Annotated in this window: 14 protein-coding genes; 4 read left to right on the forward strand and 10 right to left on the reverse strand. The window is 30.6% G+C overall.

Going from position 1 to position 17,471, the window contains the following annotated elements; translation table 11 throughout:
- Positions 1 to 98: 98 nt before the first annotated feature.
- From F7018_RS10530 to F7018_RS10540, 3 genes are all read left to right on the forward strand, one after another.
- Positions 99 to 935, forward strand: coding sequence for a GLPGLI family protein (locus F7018_RS10530; protein ID WP_150900025.1), 837 nt, complete (start codon positions 99 to 101; stop codon positions 933 to 935).
- Between the two features lie 100 nt (positions 936 to 1,035).
- Positions 1,036 to 1,890 (forward strand): GLPGLI family protein, encoded by an 855-nt coding sequence (locus tag F7018_RS10535; RefSeq protein WP_150900026.1) that lies wholly within the window; start codon positions 1,036 to 1,038, stop codon positions 1,888 to 1,890.
- A gap of 26 nt (positions 1,891 to 1,916) precedes the next feature.
- On the forward strand, positions 1,917 to 4,670 hold the full coding sequence (locus F7018_RS10540; protein WP_150900027.1) for a TonB-dependent receptor: 2,754 nt from the start codon (positions 1,917 to 1,919) through the stop codon (positions 4,668 to 4,670).
- Positions 4,671 to 4,739: 69 nt separating this feature from the next.
- Here F7018_RS10540 and F7018_RS10545 read toward each other — a convergent pair whose 3' ends face one another.
- Positions 4,740 to 8,765, reverse strand: a complete 4,026-nt coding sequence (locus F7018_RS10545) for a reprolysin-like metallopeptidase (RefSeq protein ID WP_150900028.1) — start codon at positions 8,763 to 8,765, stop codon at positions 4,740 to 4,742.
- Positions 8,766 to 8,849: 84 nt separating this feature from the next.
- Between F7018_RS10545 and lipB the strand changes: the two genes are divergently transcribed.
- A complete protein-coding gene (gene lipB, locus F7018_RS10550) occupies positions 8,850 to 9,554 on the forward strand; it encodes a lipoyl(octanoyl) transferase LipB (RefSeq protein ID WP_150900029.1) in 705 nt (234 codons plus the stop codon).
- A gap of 54 nt (positions 9,555 to 9,608) precedes the next feature.
- On the opposite strand, the gene F7018_RS10555 is transcribed toward lipB, so the two are convergent.
- The 9 genes from F7018_RS10555 to F7018_RS10595 all read right to left on the reverse strand — a co-directional run bounded on the left by F7018_RS10555 (position 9,609) and on the right by F7018_RS10595 (position 17,463).
- Positions 9,609 to 10,253: a YceI family protein gene (locus F7018_RS10555; RefSeq protein ID WP_150900030.1), complete on the reverse strand. Its 645-nt coding sequence runs from the start codon at positions 10,251 to 10,253 to the stop codon at positions 9,609 to 9,611.
- A gap of 75 nt (positions 10,254 to 10,328) precedes the next feature.
- Positions 10,329 to 10,781 carry a D-aminoacyl-tRNA deacylase gene (dtd, locus tag F7018_RS10560; protein WP_150900031.1) on the reverse strand — a complete coding sequence of 151 codons (453 nt, stop codon included), beginning with the start codon at positions 10,779 to 10,781 and terminating at the stop codon, positions 10,329 to 10,331.
- Positions 10,782 to 10,813: 32 nt separating this feature from the next.
- Entirely contained in the window at positions 10,814 to 11,755 is a 942-nt protein-coding gene (gene rsgA, locus F7018_RS10565) for a ribosome small subunit-dependent GTPase A (RefSeq protein ID WP_150900032.1), read from the reverse strand.
- Positions 11,756 to 11,829: 74 nt separating this feature from the next.
- Positions 11,830 to 12,912 carry a bifunctional 3-deoxy-7-phosphoheptulonate synthase/chorismate mutase type II gene (locus F7018_RS10570; protein WP_150900033.1) on the reverse strand — a complete coding sequence of 361 codons (1,083 nt, stop codon included), beginning with the start codon at positions 12,910 to 12,912 and terminating at the stop codon, positions 11,830 to 11,832.
- Between the two features lie 20 nt (positions 12,913 to 12,932).
- Positions 12,933 to 13,781: a prephenate dehydrogenase gene (locus F7018_RS10575; RefSeq protein ID WP_150900034.1), complete on the reverse strand. Its 849-nt coding sequence runs from the start codon at positions 13,779 to 13,781 to the stop codon at positions 12,933 to 12,935.
- 2 nt (positions 13,782 to 13,783) lie between these two features.
- Positions 13,784 to 14,926 (reverse strand): pyridoxal phosphate-dependent aminotransferase, encoded by a 1,143-nt coding sequence (locus tag F7018_RS10580; RefSeq protein ID WP_150900035.1) that lies wholly within the window; start codon positions 14,924 to 14,926, stop codon positions 13,784 to 13,786.
- Positions 14,923 to 15,750, reverse strand: a complete 828-nt coding sequence (locus tag F7018_RS10585) for a prephenate dehydratase (protein ID WP_150900036.1) — start codon at positions 15,748 to 15,750, stop codon at positions 14,923 to 14,925. The genes F7018_RS10580 and F7018_RS10585 overlap by 4 nt, the downstream gene beginning before the upstream one ends.
- A 246-nt stretch (positions 15,751 to 15,996) precedes the next feature.
- A complete protein-coding gene (locus tag F7018_RS10590; RefSeq protein WP_150900037.1) occupies positions 15,997 to 17,019 on the reverse strand; it encodes a UDP-glucose--hexose-1-phosphate uridylyltransferase in 1,023 nt (340 codons plus the stop codon).
- 3 nt (positions 17,020 to 17,022) lie between these two features.
- Complete coding sequence (locus tag F7018_RS10595; protein WP_150900038.1) at positions 17,023 to 17,463, reverse strand: YybH family protein; 441 nt, start codon at positions 17,461 to 17,463, stop codon at positions 17,023 to 17,025.
- Positions 17,464 to 17,471 lie beyond the last annotated feature (8 nt).

Raw genomic sequence — 17,471 nt, forward strand, 5'->3', positions numbered from 1 at the left:
AAATAAAAACAACCGCTTAACACTCGTTAACATTCGTTAACTCAAAAGGAGTATTTAAGTATTCATATTTGTAAAGTAAAAATTTAAAATAATTAAAAATGAAGAAAACAATTGTCTTAATATTACTATTAATTTCAGTCTCAGTTTTGGGGCAAAATTTTCAAGGAAAAGCTACTTATAAAACATTTAGAAAAGTTGACTTAAAGTTAGAGGAAGCACATGGAGGTAACTCTAAGTTGCAAAAGCAATTACAAGAACAGTTAAAAAAACAGTTTCAAAAAACATATACTTTAAATTTTAATAAATCAGAATCTGTATATACACAGAATAAAGAATTATCGGCTCCTCAGGCAATAGGAGGTAACTCTATTAGTGTTATATCTATTGGTGGAGGCGGAGGTAGTGATATTTTGTATAAAAATATTGCAGATAAGAGGTATGTGAATAAAACTGAAATAAGCGGAAAACGATTTCTTATAAAAGATAAGTTAGAAGATTATGATTGGGAAATGACAAGTGAAACTAAAAATATAGGAAACTATACTTGTTACAAAGCAGTAAGAAAACGAGAAGAAACAAGAACTTCTTTTACAATGACAGATGGTAAACGTGAAGAGAAAAAAGATAAAGTTACTGTTACAACTGTAGCTTGGTATACACCTCAAATTCCTTTAAGTAATGGGCCAGAACAGTTTTGGGGCTTGCCTGGTTTAATATTAGAAATTCAAGACGGTAAATTAACAATTGTTTGTACCGAAATTGTAATGAATTCATCTGAAAAAATAGATATAAAAGAGCCAACTAAAGGAAAAAAAGTAACACAAGAAAAGTTTGATAAAATTATAGATGAGCACTCCAAAGATATGATGGAGCGTTTTAAAAGTAAAAGAAAAAGCAAAGATGGTAATTCTTTTAGTATTGAAATTCAAGGGTAATTTTAATTGTTAAAATAAAAAAACACTTAAACCTTTTATCTTTTTGTAAGTCTAACTTTAGTTAACTAAAGTTTTATTAATCAAATTAAAAGTCAAAACCATGAAGTGTTTTTTATCATATCTATTTTTATGCATTTCAATTTCAGGATTTTCTCAAGCAAATTTTCAAGGGAAAGCAGTGTATAAATCTAAAACTACCGTAGATCCTAATTTTGGAGGTAGACAAATGTCTGAAGAGCGAAAAAAACAGATTTTAGAAAGAATGAAAAGTATGTTGGAAAAAACATATGTACTAAATTTTACTAAAAATGAGTCTGTTTATAAAGAAGAAGAAAAATTAGCAACTCCAGGTACAGGAAGAGGTTTTCGTTTTGGAGGAATGATGAGCGGAGGTGAAACATATAAGAACTTAAAAGAACATAAGGTTTTAGAATCTAAAGAATCTTTTGGTAAAAAGTTTTTAATAAATAGTTCTTCGGAGAAATTAGAGTGGGAATTAGGTAATGAAACTAAACAAATAGGAAATTATACTTGCTTTAAGGCTACGGTAGTAAAAAAAGCAGATGGTTTAGATTGGCGTAACATGCGAAGAAGACCTAAAAAGAAAAAGAATGATACGTTAAAAACTAAAAAAATCTCTGATGAAATTGAAATGCCTAAAGAAATTAAAGTTACGGCTTGGTATACGCCTCAAATACCAGTAAGTAATGGTCCTGAAAATTATGGAGGTTTACCTGGTTTAATTTTAGAAATAAATGAAGGTAGAACAACTATTCTTTGTACAGAAATAGTGATGAATTCATCAGAAAAAGTAGAAATTAAAGAGCCGAAGAAAGGAAAAAAAGTATCTAAGAAAGAATATGCCGAGATTATGAAAAAGAAAATGGAAGAAATGAGAGAAATGTTTAGAAATAGACGTGGCAGTCGAGGAGGTGGAAGAGGTCGAGGCTTTTAACTAAATACAATTAACAAATTTATATAATGAAGAAAATATTATTTATAGCCATTTTCATGGCTACATGGGGATTGTATGCCCAAATTACTCTGAAAGGAGTAGTGAAAGATAGTATAGGAAGTCCACTAGAAATGGCCAATGTAATTGCTATTAATAAAGTAACTAAGAAGTTAGATTCCTATGGGTTTACTGATGCAAATGGAAATTATAAACTGAATTTAAAGAAGAATTCTTCCTATAGCATTAAGGTTAGTTATATAGGAATGAAAACCTCAGATGTTTTAGTAGAAACAAAAGAGAAAAATGTAATTAAAGATATTGATTTGAAAGATGATGATACGTTAGATGAAGTAAATATTACTTATAAAATGCCAGTAACGGTTAAAGGTGATACTATAGTATATGATGCTGATAGTTTTAAAAATGGAACAGAAAAAAAGCTAGGAGATGTTCTTGAAAAATTACCAGGTGTAGAAGTAAATGATGATGGAGAAATAGAGGTAGAAGGAAAAACAGTAAAAAAGGTGATGGTAGAAGGAAAAGATTTTTTTGATGGAGATTCTAAAATAGCCACAAAAAATATTCCAGCAAATGCAGTTGATAAGGTTGAAGTCTTAAAAAACCATAGTGAAGTAGGTCAAATGAGTAGGGTTACAGATAATGAGGATAACGTTGTAATTAATATAAAACTAAAAGAAGGAAAAAAGAATTTTTGGTTTGGAGAAGTGACAGCTGGTTTAGGAGTGGGAATGAATGATAGTAGATATATAGCACATCCTAAGCTTTTTTACTATAGCCCTAAGTATAGTATCAATATTATTACTGATGTAAATAATATAGGAGAAGTACCTTTTACCATGAGAGATTATTTTAAGTTTACAGGAGGCTTTAGAGCATTAGGTGGCTCTGGTAATGGAACTAATTTTGATGTTGGTTCAAATGATATATCGTTCTTAACTTTAAGAAATAATAGAGCTAAAGAAATTGAATCAAGATTTGGAGCATTAAATTTTAGTTACTCACCTAAAAAAACATGGGATATTAGTGGGTTTGCTATTTATTCAGGAAATGATACTGAAATGCAAGAAACTACTTCAAGAGAATACATAAATAGAGGTGTAGATGTTAATAATTTACCAGTTGGAACATCTCCAATTATTGATACTGAAAATACTCAGAATTTAACAAATCAAAAAAGTGATTTAGGATTATTTAAATTAAGTTCTAGTTATAAACCTAATACAAATAATCAATTAGACTATGACATTTTTACCAAAGTATCAAGTCAAAGTCAAAGTCAATCAACCCTATCATCAAGAACATATTTGAATGCTAGTGACGAGGTTGTTCCAATTAATCAGTTTTCAGAGCAAAGTCCTTTTTCAATCAATCAGAACTTAAACTATTATTATACTTTAAATGATAAAAATATTTTTGCTTTTGAAGCTCAGCATTTATGGCAAGATGAAGATCCGTTTTACAATGCAGAATTAGAACAACTTTCATTTGCTAACTTAATAGGGTTAAATATAACAGCAAATCCATTTAATATAAGTCAGAATAAGAGGGTAAAAACGAACAAGTTTGATGCAAATTTAGATTATTACTATGTGCTAAATTCTAAAAGTAATTTAAATGTAACTCTTGGAACTACATTAAGTACTCAACAATTCAATTCTGATATTTTTGAGATTTTAGGAGGTAATAAAACACAAGTAACAAATCCAGCTTCAATTAATGATGTTGATTTTACTTTTAACGATTTATATGTAGGTCTTCATTATAAGTTTATTACAGGGATATTTACTTTTACACAAGGATTTAATATACATAATTATGTATCGAAAAATACACAGTTAGGTTCACAAACAAAAAATACATTTACTAAACTTTTACCAGATGCTTCAGTAAAAATTAGTTTAAAGAAATCGGAAACATTAAGGTTAAGATATAGTATGGAAACTAGTTTTACAGATGTAAATCAGTTAGCAGAAGGATATGTTTTTAATAATTATAATAGTTTGTATAAAGGAAATAGAGAATTAGAAAATGCTTTGTATCATAATATAAATTTAAACTATTTTAGCTTTAACATGTTTAATTATACAAATGTTTTTGGTTCTATAAACTATAGCAAACGTAAAGATATAATTAAAGGAAATACAGCATTTTTAGGAGTCAACCAAATAAGGACTTCGATAAACTCTGCTTTACCCGATGAGACTGTTTCAGCAAGAGCTAATTTTCAAAAAAGTTATAGAAAATTTAAATTGAGTTTAGGAGGTGATGTTACATATGCTAAATCAAATAGCTTAATAACAAATCGTCAAACAAACGTAGTAGAAAATAGATTAGCCAAAACTTTTACACAGTCTTATAGAACAAAGTTTAGTACAAACTTTAGAGAAGCTCCTAATTTTGATATTGGTTATAATGTATCTATCAATAGATCTGATATTCAAGGGATAAAAAACACTTTTACAACACATAGTCCTTATTTTAATTTTGATGCTTATTTTCTAAAAGAATTTATATTTACCTCAAGATATACTTATAATAATGTTGTAAATAACGGAACTAGCATTGATAGTTATGGTTTTTTAAGAGCAGATTTAACATACCAGAAAAAAGAAAGTAAATGGGAGTATAAAATAGGGGTAACTAACTTATTAAACTCAAAAGGATTAAACCAAAATAGTAGTAACGATATTTTAGTAACTAATTCTACTTATGTAATTCAGCCAAGAATTGGAGTTTTAAGTATAAAATATAACTTATAATATTTGGTCTAGTTGAATAAAAAAAGCGAGCTAAATAGCTCGCTTTTTTGTTTGTATTATATGGGCTTTTTATTTGAATACAACTTTTTTAGTCTTAGTTTTTCCGTCGTTTTCTATTTGAAGTAAGTAAATTCCTGTACTCATAGTTTTAAATTCAACCTCTTTATTAAAAGAACTAGAAATTGTAGAAAAACTCTGAGTTTCTAATAATTGACCTCTTAAGTCGAATAACCTAACAACGGTTAAATCTTTAGATTTCACTTTGAAGCTTACTGTTAATTTTCCTTCGGCAGGAACAGGGTATAATTTTAAGTCGCTAAATAAGCTCTTTGAAGTAGCGAAACTTTCTTCAACGTTAATGGTATAATCTTCTACTTCACCATTAAAATTCAACTCACATGAATTAGGAGCTGTTGCTAGCTTTGTAGAAACTCTTAGTGTTGTTGCTCCTAAAAGAGCATCTTCAGGAACTACAATTGAACTTGAATTCGAGCTTAAATCAAAGGCCTCTCCAGTATCAAAAGAACAGTTTTGATTCCAATCAATCCATCCATAAGTTTTCACATCATCATTACCATCTTTGTTAATGGCAACAGTCAAATCATAATTTTCCCCTCTAACAACTCCTGTTGAGGTAGATTTAAAGTCAGAGTAACCCGTAGTTTTTGTTGAAGCATTATCAATTTCTCCAAATTTAACATTAGTAATACTAATTTGAGATTTAGTATTTCCTGATGATTTACATAGGTTGTCATTAACATTTAATAAAATATTAATAGATTTAGTAACGGAGGTAGAGGTACCTGTTACTGTCATATTATAATCACCTACAGTAGCATTGTTTAAGTTAGATAATGTTAAATTAACATTTCCATTAGCGTTTAATGATGCAGGAGTAAAAGAACTAGTTGTATTAGCTGGAATTCCAGTAACTGAGAATGCTACATTTTCATTAAAGCCATATAGAGTTTTAAAGTCAATAACAAAACTTTGTTCATTGTCAGCTTTATTACAAATAGATACATCTCCTGTAGTGTTAGTTAAAGCAAAACTTGGTAGAGGTTTTTCTTCAATAATAATAGTATAGTCTTCAGTTTCACCCCATTCAGATTTATGATCTGAATCACATGGTCCATCACCAAACCCTTTTGAAGGATCAGCGTATTCTACAACAACTCTCATTCTAGTACTTCCTAGTGCAGCCCCATCAGGTACAGTAATGTCAAGGGTTGCGGTAGCTACATCTTCAGTTTTTGTACCTAAATCATATCGTTCTGTAGTTTTATTAAATTGAAAATCTTGATTCCAATCAATAAATACATAACAATGATCTTGAAAACCATCAGTATTGAAAGTTACACTTATTTTATGAGTTAAAGACCTTTTTACAGTCGTTGATTTCGAAGTGAAATCTTCATATCCATCAACTGTGTCATTTCCAGAATTATTATTAATAGTGTTGAATGTAACATTAGTGATATGATCACCTCCACCAGGTTCATCAGTAAATGTTGAAGAACAATAAGATGGTGCTTCAGTAGTAAATTCTGAAATACTTGAATTTGGACCTTCACCACAATCATTTTTAGGTTTTACATACCAATAATATTTTGTAGATGGGTTAAGTGCAGATGAGTGCTTATATGAATTTGTAGTAGCTATAGCATTTATAATTATATTAGCAAAACTTGCATCGGTTGCAACTATAATATTGTACGATGTAGCATTTTGATCTGCGCCCCATTCAAATTTAGGTAATAAACTTACATTTGTAGCAGAATTAGTAGGCGAGGTTGGATTAATATTAGCAAAATTAGTGCCTATAACTTTTAGTAAAGCATCAGTGGTTTGGGTAACGCTATTAGAAGTCCCTTTGGCAACTATAGTATAGTCCTGTTGGTTGCTCCCATTTAAGTTATTAATAGTCATTGTTACATCACCATCTGCATTAATTGTGGCAGGAGAAAAGGTAGCTGTAGCTCCATTTGGTAAACCAGTAGCAGATAATGTTACAGTTTCAGAAAAACCATTAACAAAATCTAAATTTAAAGTATAATCAACAGAATTAGTATTATTGTTACAAATAGTTTGCTTACTTGTTTTATTTGTAAATAAGAAAGTAGGAACTGTAGAATTGATAGTGAAATTAGTGGAGTTTACATTGTAAAAAATATTGTCAGCTGCTTCCACCATTATACGGGCCTTACTTGTAGGGTGATTAGGGATCACTATATCTTCCGTACCATCATTATCAATATTCTCTTTTATTAAGATAGGGAAAGTTAAGCCTCCATCTGTAGAAAGTCTAATATTAACTTTAGTACAATTAATAGGAGCTTCATCTGTAGTCCCTTTATTCCAAGTTATAGTATGGTTATCACCAGTATTCCAAGTTACTGATGAGTTTGGCGCTGTAACTGTAAATGCATCAGCGTTTGTAACAGTTATTTTCATGTCATCTCTAGCCGAATTTCCTCCACCAACATGATTGTCTCTTACGGTAAAAGAAAAATTCATTGTTCTAGCAACAGACGGAAGTACTTCCCATTTAGTTGATGTATTACCAGCTATCACGGTTGATAATTTAGGCATATATCTATTAGGAGAAGTATTAGACGGTAAAGATCTAAAAGCGGGACCTTGTTTAGTTGTAGAAACTAAAGGAACCGGTGCAGATTCTGTATCTATTTGTTCCCAATTATAAGTTAAACTAGAGGTTCCTTGGGCATCAGTAGCTGTACCTCTTAATACAAAAGGAGTAGATTTTGGAATAGTATAATCACTACCAGCATTTGCAGTAGGAGCTGTATTACCAGTATCAGTTTTTGTACCACAACTAGCAACTGATTGAATATGATTCCACATTTCTTTAATACTAATTGCGTGAAAATAATCATCACTGTTATTCTGAACATTTTCAGGTGAACAAATACCCGCATAAGCCATAATTGTTGAGCCACTTCCAGGCTCTACTGAGGTTGGGCCTATATTTCCACCACAATTACCTGCAGTTCCATTAAAAGTGTGATTAGCACCGAATTGATGTCCTATTTCGTGTGCAACATAATCAATGTCATATGGATCAGAAATAGGTTGGCTACTACCTGTAATACCTTTTCCTTTTTGTTGAGAAATACATACTACTCCAAGTCCAGCTAAACCACCACCACCTGTACTAAAAGTATGACCTATGTCGTAGTTAGCATTACCAATTATAGCGTCGCATTTTTGTTGACTCTCATTTATTAAGCTACTGGCACTGTCATTGGTTAAACCATCAGTAGCAGCATCTAAGAAAATTAATTTATCATTATCGCCTACAATAACCATTCGAACACCTAAGTCTCTTTCGTAAACGAGGTTTACACGTGCCATGGTTGTATTCATTGCAGATAAAACTGCTGCTTTTTTAACTGTTTCAGTTGCAGAAGCTGGGACATTTTGATTGTTTAAATGAAATTGAGCATATTCACCAGTACAGGCTATAGCAATTCTGTAGGTTCTTAATTTACCATCATTAGCATTTTTATTTTGATAAGATGGGGTGACTACTTTTTTAGTAGTTTCTTGTATTTGGCATGAAAATTCATCTTTACTAGCATGCAAGTCTTCTCTTTTATATATAATGTACTGCTTTTTATCCTTCGTATAAGGATCTATATATAAAGTACTTTCATTTCCATAAAAAACAATAGCGTGTAAACCATCATTACCTAAGCTAATTTTAGCTACTGCAGTAGGATTATCCAAACCCTGTGCAGAATACGATTTAATCATTGGGAATTTAGCAGCCAATTTAGGTTCTAATAAAGAAGTCTCATGAATAGAAAACTTTTGCAATTCACCTTTTGAATTAGGTAATTGAATTATTTTTTTGCTGCCTTTAGATTTTGCACCAGAAATGTAGTTTGTAAAACCATCTAAATCTAATGTTCTTAAAGAGTATTTTTCGGGGGTACTTTTTCTGTCAAGAATCTTTTCTTTTTTAACAGAAGTCGTCTTCGATTCTACCCTGCTCCAATAGTTTTGAGAATATAAACTATTTATGGAAAGAGTGATAATTAATAATAGTGAAAGGGTGTTTTTTTTAATCATAATTTGTCTAGTCGATTAATATAGATAATAACAACTTAAAGCTATTTTTCCCTACCTTTGAAGCATGTTATATACCTCAAATTTATGAATAAAAAAATAATCCTCAATCAGTTGGGGGAAAAAGATTACAAAGAGACATGGGATTATCAGACTCATTTGCTAGATGAAATAGTTTCTTTAAAGAGGAAAAACAGGGAAAATATAGAGAAAAAAGAGACACCAAACTACTTTTTATTTGTGGAGCATCCTCATGTTTATACATTAGGTAAATCGGGTGATATTAGTAACTTATTATTATCAGAAAGTCAATTAAAAGAAAAAAAAGCTACTTTTTATAAAATTAATAGAGGAGGAGATATTACCTATCATGGACCTGGCCAAATTGTGGGATATCCTATTTTAGATTTAGAAAATTTTTTTACTGATATACATAAATATTTACGATTGTTAGAGGAGACAATCATCCTAACAATTGCTGAATATGGTATAAAAGGAACTCGCAGTGAGGGAGAAACTGGAGTATGGTTAGATGTAGGAACTCCTTTTGCTAGAAAAATTTGTGCTATGGGTATACGTGCAAGTCGATGGGTTACAATGCACGGTTTTGCGTTAAATGTGAATGCCAATTTAGGGTATTTTGATAATATTATTCCTTGTGGAATCAGAGGAAAGGCTGTTACCTCAATGGAAGTTGAATTAGGAAGAAAAGTTTCAGAAGAAGAGGTAACTCAAAAAATACTAAAACACTTTAAAGATTTATTTGAAGTAGAAAAGTTTATTAATGTGTAAATAAAAAAAGGGTTGACACTGTCAACCCTTTTTTATTTTATTATGCTTTTAAAACTATTTTTTAGCTTTAATATCAAAAGAAATTTCCATTAAGTCGTTAATGAATTTATCTTTTAAAGCAGCATCGATTTTCTTAGACTTGTAAGTAACACCAAAGTCAGTTCTATCAATACTAAAAACATCACTTTTAAAAGTAGCCATTCCGTCTGCTTCAGTTACTGTAGCAGGAATAGTTATGCTTTTAGTAACGTCTTTTAAAGTTAAGTTTCCAGTTACATGTAACTTTCCTTCTTTCATTTCAGAACTAGTTACAGCAAACTTAGCCGTTGGGAATTTTTCAACATCAAAAAAGTCTCCAGCTTTTAAGTGACCCTCTAAATCTTCTTTACCTTTACCTGCTTCTAAATCTTGGCAAACAATAGAATTCATGTTGATAACAAATTCTCCTGATTTAAGAACTCCGTTTTCAATATCTAATAATCCTTTTTCTAAGCTAACAACTCCGTTATGAGATCCAGTTGGCTTACTTCCTTTCCAAGTTACTGTTGATTCAGCAACGTTAGCTTTGTAAGAATTTATTACGTTTTCTACTTTTTTTACTTCTTTAACCTCTTCGTTAGCAGTTACTTTATTTTTCTCTGTTTTACAAGAAACAGCTCCGATTGCAACAAATGCAATTGCTAAAATTGTTTTTTTCATTTTTAGGATTTTAATATTTGATTGTAATAATTATTTAGAACAAATGTAAATAAAAAATAATACTTTCCATGGAATTTATTCTTTATTTTTAGAGTCAATAATAATAGTTACCGGTCCATCGTTTAATAATTCTACCTTCATGTCGGCACCAAATTGACCAGTTTGTACTTTTTTATTTAAATCATTTTCAATTTGTTGAATAAACTGTTCATAAATAGGAATAGCAATATCAGGTTTTGCAGCTTTGATATAACTTGGTCGGTTTCCTTTTTTTGTAGATGCTTGTAGTGTAAACTGACTTACAACTATGGCTTCACCAGCTATATTTATTAATGATTTATTCATTACTTCGTTTTCGTCATTGAAAATGCGAAGGTTTGCAATTTTTTTAGACAACCATTCGATGTCCTCTTTAGTATCATTTTCAACTATTCCAACAAGAATTAATAATCCCTTTTGAATATTAGCAACTTTTTCTTCGTTAATTGTAACGCTAGCTTTTGAAACTCTTTGAATTACAGCTTTCATGTTTTTAAATTACTGGGGTATGTAGCTTGGGGTTATTCCCAAATATCAGTTCGGTAATGCTCTTCTTCTCCTTCTAAAATTTGCATATAGCTTTTGTAGCGAGACCAAGAAATCTTATCTTCTTCTAAAGCATCTTTTACCGCACATTTAGGTTCGTTTATATGTATACAATTATTGAATTTACAGTCTTGTTTTAATGCAAAAAACTCGGGAAAATAATCACCCAATTCATCTTTTTCCATATCTACAACACCGAAACCTTTGATTCCTGGAGTATCTATAATTCTGGCATCAAAACTTAAATCAAACATTTCAGCAAAAGTAGTTGTATGCTTTCCTTGTTTATACTGTTCTGATATTTCTTTGGTTTTTAAATCTAAACCTGGCTCAATAGCATTTACCAAAGTTGTTTTACCAACCCCAGAATGTCCAGCAAACATAGATACTTTTCCAGTCATTTGATTCTTAATAGTATCTACATTTATGTCTTTAGTAGCCGATACTTCGATACATTGATACCCTATTTTTTCATAAATATCTTTTAAGTATAAAACTTCAGCACGTTGCTCTATTTCATAAGAATCAATTTTATTAAAAACTAAAATTGTTTTTATAGAATAAGCTTCAGTAGTTACTAAAAAACGGTCAATAAAAGTAGTAAAAGTAGGAGGGTTGTTTATTGTAATAAGTAAAAATACTTGGTCAATATTAGCTGCTATAACATGTGTTTGTTTAGATAAGTTTACTGATTTTCTTACAATATAATTATCTCTCTCATGTATATTACTAATAACTCCTGTTTCTTCGTTGTTTTTTGTTTCTAAGTCAAAATCAACCTTATCACCAACTGCAATAGGGTTAGTGCTTTTTATTCCTTTAATACGGAATTTTCCTTTAATACGGCATTTATATAAAATCTGATTAGACTTCACCCAATACCAACTTCCTGTAGATTTATATACCGTTCCTGTCATACAGCAAAGTAACTAATAAATATGAATTAATCATAAAAAAAAGATTCTCGTTTTTACGAGAACCTTTTTTATTATTATCCTTTGATAATCTTTTCTTGATGATTAATAGATTCTTGGTGAATTGCCTTAAACATTCTTAAAACAAATTCTTCACTTAGACCTCGTTCTTCACCTTCTAGTATCATTTTACCTAAAATTTCATTCCAACGTCTCGATTGAAGTACAGCAACATTTTTCTCTTTTTTCAAAAGACCAATTTTGTCTGCTACTTTCATTCTTTTACCCATCAATTCTATTAATTGATCATCAACAACATTAATTTGAGCACGTAAACTTTCTAAAGACTCTCTATAACTTGAATCAGTTTCTGTTTCTTTTCTAATTTTTAAATCTTCCATCATTTGAATTAATGTTGCTGGGGTTACTTGTTGAGCAGCATCACTCCATGCGTTATCTGGATCGATGTGAGTTTCAATCATTAATCCATCAAAATTAAGATCTAAAGCTGTTTGTGATACATCAAAAACCATATCTCTTTTCCCTGTAATATGAGAAGGATCACATATTAAAGGTAAGTCAGGGAATCTGTTTTGGAATTCAATAGCTAATTGCCATTCTGGAATATTTCTATATTTCGATTTTTCATAAGTTGAAAAACCTCTATGAATTGCTCCAAGATTTTTAATACCTGCTGTATATAACCTTTCAATACCTCCTAACCATAAAGCTAAATCTGGATTTACTGGGTTTTTTACCAACACTATTTTGTCAGTTCCTTGTAAAGCATCTGCAATTTCTTGCATAATAAAAGGTGATACGGTAGAACGAGCTCCAATCCATAATAAATCAATATCATGTTCTAAAGCTAGCTTTACGTGTGCAGCATTTGCAACTTCTGTACAGGTTTTCATTCCCGTTTCTGCTTTTACTTTTTGTAACCATTTTAAGCCTAATGCACCAACTCCTTCAAAATTTCCTGGGCGAGTTCTTGGTTTCCAAATTCCGGCACGGAAATAGTTTACATCAGAATCTTTTAATTCGTGTGCTATTTTCAAAACCTGCTCCTCGGTTTCTGCACTACAAGGCCCTGCTATTACTAGTGGATGCGTAAGCTTCATATCATCCAACCATGTTTTTAATTCTTTTGTATTTTCCATTTTTCTATTGTTTTGGCTTCTTATTTTATGCCGTTTAAAATTTGCTTTATGTGATTTGTACTTTCCATTTCGTTATAAATTTCAGTAAAATCGTTTTGTTTCATCAGCTCTTTAAATTGCTGAAGGTTGTTTATATATTCGTCTAATGTTTCAATAACATTAGTTTTATTTTGTTCAAAAATTGGTGCCCACATTGCAGGTGAACTTTTGGCTAAACGAACTGTGGATGCAAACCCGCTTCCAGCCATATCAAAAATGTCACGTTCGTTTTTTTCTTTTTCAATCACAGTTTTTCCTAACATGAAAGAACTTATGTGCGATAAATGCGACATATAAGCGATATGTTTATCATGTGATTTAGGGTCCATATAACGTATGCGCATTCCTAATTTTGAAAAAATTTCCAATGCTTTTTCTTGTAGCTTAAAAGCTGTTTTTTCTACTTCACAAATAATATTAGTTTTCTTTTCAAATAAACCATTATGTGCAGCAGTAGGTCCAGAAAATTCTGTTCCAGCTATTGGGTGTGTAGCTAAATAATTTCTTCTTTTTGGATGTTCTTTTAAAGCAAGACAAATATCTTCTTTTGTAGACCCCACATCTAGTACTAATGTATTGTCGTTAACAGCATCTAATACTTTCGGAATTATATGTAATTGAACATCTACAGGAATAGAAACAATTACAATATCTGCATTTTCAATATCATTAAATGTAGCTTTTTTGTCTACTACACCTAATTCAATTGCTTTTTCTAAATGTTGTTCGTTGGTGTCAATTCCATATATAGTTGCTTCTGGATAATGTTTTTTTATATCCAATACCATACTTCCTCCAATTAATCCAATACCTATTACAAATACATTCATTTTTAAAATCGATTCAGTGCGTTGTTAATTACTTCTTTTGAAACACATAATGAAAAGCGAATGTATCCTTCTCCTTGACTTCCAAAAACTGTTCCTGGTGTGATAAAAATATCTTTATCATATAAAATCATATCTGTTACTTCTTCAGATGTTTTTCCTTCAGGAATCTTTGCCCAAACAAATAATCCTGTTGAGTTTTTATTATAAGTACAGTTTAATTTATCTGCTATTTTAAAAATCAACTCTCTTCTTTCTTCGTATTCTTTATTCTGGCTTTTAAACCAATCATCTGATAGTTGAAGTGCTTCAATTGCTCCTTTTTGAATTCCGTAAAACATACCAGAATCCATATTGCTTTTTACCTTTAAAATTTGTTCTATATAGTTAGCATTACCTAAAACCATTCCAACTCTCCAACCTGCCATATTGAACGTTTTACTTAACGAGTTTAATTCTAAAGCTATGTCTTTTGCTCCATTAACTTGTAAAATACTCAATGGATTATTGTTTAAAATAAAACTATAAGGATTATCATTCACAATTAAGATTTTATGCTTTTTTCCAAAAGCAACTAACTTTTCAAACGTTTCTTTTAAAGCATTTGTCCCAGTTGGCATATGTGGATAATTTATCCACATTATTTTTACATTAGTTAAATCTATTTTTTCTAGTGCATCAATATTTGGTTGCCAATTATTATTTTCTTCTAATTGGTAAAAAATAGGTTCGGCTCCAACTAACTTTGTTACTGATGTGTAAGTTGGGTATCCTGGATTGGGAATTAATACTTGATCTCCTTCATTTAAAAAAGCCATAGAAATATGCATAATTCCTTCTTTGCTTCCCATTAAAGGTAAAATTTCATTAGCAGCGTTTAAGTTTACTCTAAATTTTTGCTTGTAGAAGTCTGAGATAGCAGTTCTTAATTCTGGTAAGCCTTGGTAAATCTGGTATTTATGTGCTGAAGCGTCATTAAAACTTTGTTGAATTGCATTTATAACTTTTGATGGTGGTTGCAAATCTGGGCTACCAATTCCCATATTAATTATTGGTTTACCTGACGCAGCCAATTCTCTTACTTCTCTCAATTTTTTAGAGAAGTAGTATTCCTGTACAGTATTTAGTCTATTTGCTGCTTTAATCATTTTCTTCCATTTTTATATGCTCCTAAAACTTTGAATTCAGAAGCCATAATTTTTATAATAGCAACTGCTTTTTCGTAGTCTTTATAGTCGTCAAAAGTAACATCAACAAAAAATGAATACTTCCAAGGTGTTTCTATTACTGGTAAAGATTGTATTTTAGTTAGGTTCATTTTACAATCACTTAATACATTTAAAATAGCTGCTAAACTTCCTCTTTTATGATCTAATTGAAATTTTAAAGAAGCTTTATTGATTTGATCTATTCCATTGTTTGGTTTTTCTGTTTGGATAATGACAAAACGAGTTGAATTTGCCTTCATCGTTTGAATTTCATCTTCTATAACTTCTAAGCCAAAAATATCAGCAGCTAATTTGGGTGCGATTGCAGCTACCCCTTCTAATTTATTTTTTGAAATCCTTTTAGCAACCTCAGCAGTATCAACGTCTTCAACTAATTTTATATGTGGGTGTTTTTTGAAAAACTCCTTACATTGTAATAGAGCCATTGGGTGTGAACATACTTCTTTAATGTCTTCAATTTGCTGCCCTGGTAGCGCCATTAGATGATGATGAATATTTAAATATTCTTCTCCAGAAATATGAAGATTATTAGCATCAATTAAGGCATAGTTTGGAATTATTGAACCTGCAATAGTATTTTCAATAGCCATAATTCCTTTGTCAGAAGTTTTATCTAACAAGCTATTTACTAATGTATCAAATGATAAGCACTCTTGTAAGTTTACGTTATCTCCGTAAAAATCACGAGCTACCTTATGATGATTTGAACCTTCTGCTCCTTGTATGGCTATTTTTTTCTTCATTTTAGACATAAAAAAAAGCCTCGAAATTCGAGACTTTATTGGATATTATTTTGTGTTAACAATATGGTACAAAGCCTCAACTCTTATTGAAAAAATAAAAGTAAAAATAGAAACCTTGCCAAATGTTTTGTAACATTGTTTGTTTTGTTTTTGTTGTACGGGACAAATCTTGAAAATTAATTTTAGAAAACCAAATTTAATTGTTGTTTTTTTTAATAATCTATTTAGGTCTTGTTTTTAAAGAGGTTAAAAGATTAATTTTTTTAAACTATCAGCAGCACTTTCTGCAGTTATGTCTCTTTGTGGCATTCCAAACATTTCATATCCAACCATAAATTTTTTTACACTAGCACTACGAAGTAGAGGGGGGTAAAAGCTCATGTGCCAATGCCAATACTCGTTATTTTGATTGTTACAAGGGGCTTGATGTATACCACTTGAGTAAGGAAAAGAGCAATTAAAAAGCTTGTCGTATGCACTTGTAATCTTAGAAATAGCTTCAGCAAAGTCTATTCGTTCTTTTGACGTTAACAGACTAATATTTGCTTGTTGCTTTTTAGGAATTATCATTGTTTCGTATGGCCAAATTGCCCAAAAAGGAATTATAACTACGAAATTTTCGTTTTCAAATAAAATACGTTCATTTTTTTCTAGTTCTTGTTTTAAATAGTTTTCTAGTAACGAACTTTTGTTAATGTTGAAATACTGTTTCTGCTGATTGTCTTTTTTATTAACCTCATTTGGAATGCTAGATTGTGCCCATATTTGACCGTGAGGATGGGGGTTGCTACAGCCCATAACAGCTCCTTTATTTTCAAAAATTTGAACATAGTTAATGAAGTCTAATTTACTTAACTCCGAATATTCTTTTTGCCATAGTGAAACCACTTTTTCAATGGCATTTTTATCCATGTCGGCTAATGTTTTTGAGTGGTCCGAGCTAAAACAAATTACTTTACAAATTCCTTTTTCAGATTCAGCTTTTAGTAATCCTTCATCTATAGAAAAATTAGGTGTTTCATTTTGTAAAGCAGCGAAGTCATTAGTAAAAACATAGGTGTCTTTATAGTTTGGGTTTTGTTCTCCGTTAGCGCGGGTATTACCTGGGCATAAATAACAACTAGGATCGTACGTTGGTCTTTTATTTTGAGTTGTATCTTCCTCTTGGCCTTGCCATGGACGTTTTGCTCTATGTGGTGAAACTAATACCCACTCACCAGTTAAAATGTTATAACGTTTATGCGAGTAATTATCTAAATGTGAATTCATATTTTAACAAGAAGTATCTGCAATAATTTTCCATTCACCATTTATTTTTTTGAAGATAATCATAAATACTCCATTGGCATTACCAACTGGACGTGTTAAATGATATTCTCCCATAACAAAATAAGCGTTGTTATTTATTTTGCTAATATCGTTAACCTTAAATTTTAAAGTACCACTGTGATCTTTTGTAGGGTATCCTTTTTTGTAATTAGCTAATGTTTTATTCCAGCCATATGTTAAGCCACTACTGCCATAAAATTTTAAAGAATCATTTTTCCAATATCCTTGCATGAATCCCTCTAAATCATGATTTGACCATGCTTTCTCTTGAGATTTCATGATAATCAAAATTTCTTTTTTATCTGTAGCTTCCGATGTTTTTTTGGTTTCTTTTTGACAAGAAATACCTATAAGTACAAAGGCGATTAAAATTAGTTTCTTCATTTTATATG

The sequence above is a fragment of the Tenacibaculum aiptasiae genome (assembly GCF_008806755.1).
GTDB classification, from domain to species: Bacteria; Bacteroidota; Bacteroidia; order Flavobacteriales; family Flavobacteriaceae; genus Polaribacter; species Polaribacter aiptasiae.

What these genes read in the sequence shown, in the direction of transcription:
- F7018_RS10585 (WP_150900036.1), bottom strand. Translation starts at nt 15,750, where the DNA reads ATGAAGAAAAAAATAGCCATACAAGGAGCAGAAGGTTCAAATCATCAT.
- F7018_RS10555 (WP_150900030.1), bottom strand. Translation starts at nt 10,253, where the DNA reads ATGAAAAAAACAATTTTAGCAATTGCATTTGTTGCAATCGGAGCTGTT.
- F7018_RS10540 (WP_150900027.1), top strand. Translation starts at nt 1,917, where the DNA reads ATGAAGAAAATATTATTTATAGCCATTTTCATGGCTACATGGGGATTG.
- F7018_RS10570 (WP_150900033.1), bottom strand. Translation starts at nt 12,912, where the DNA reads ATGGAAAATACAAAAGAATTAAAAACATGGTTGGATGATATGAAGCTT.
- dtd (WP_150900031.1), bottom strand. Translation starts at nt 10,781, where the DNA reads ATGAAAGCTGTAATTCAAAGAGTTTCAAAAGCTAGCGTTACAATTAAC.
- F7018_RS10595 (WP_150900038.1), bottom strand. Translation starts at nt 17,463, where the DNA reads ATGAAGAAACTAATTTTAATCGCCTTTGTACTTATAGGTATTTCTTGT.
- F7018_RS10535 (WP_150900026.1), top strand. Translation starts at nt 1,036, where the DNA reads ATGAAGTGTTTTTTATCATATCTATTTTTATGCATTTCAATTTCAGGA.
- F7018_RS10530 (WP_150900025.1), top strand. Translation starts at nt 99, where the DNA reads ATGAAGAAAACAATTGTCTTAATATTACTATTAATTTCAGTCTCAGTT.
- F7018_RS10575 (WP_150900034.1), bottom strand. Translation starts at nt 13,781, where the DNA reads ATGAATGTATTTGTAATAGGTATTGGATTAATTGGAGGAAGTATGGTA.
- lipB (WP_150900029.1), top strand. Translation starts at nt 8,850, where the DNA reads ATGAATAAAAAAATAATCCTCAATCAGTTGGGGGAAAAAGATTACAAA.
- F7018_RS10545 (WP_150900028.1), bottom strand. Translation starts at nt 8,765, where the DNA reads ATGATTAAAAAAAACACCCTTTCACTATTATTAATTATCACTCTTTCC.
- F7018_RS10590 (WP_150900037.1), bottom strand. Translation starts at nt 17,019, where the DNA reads ATGAATTCACATTTAGATAATTACTCGCATAAACGTTATAACATTTTA.
- F7018_RS10580 (WP_150900035.1), bottom strand. Translation starts at nt 14,926, where the DNA reads ATGATTAAAGCAGCAAATAGACTAAATACTGTACAGGAATACTACTTC.
- rsgA (WP_150900032.1), bottom strand. Translation starts at nt 11,755, where the DNA reads ATGACAGGAACGGTATATAAATCTACAGGAAGTTGGTATTGGGTGAAG.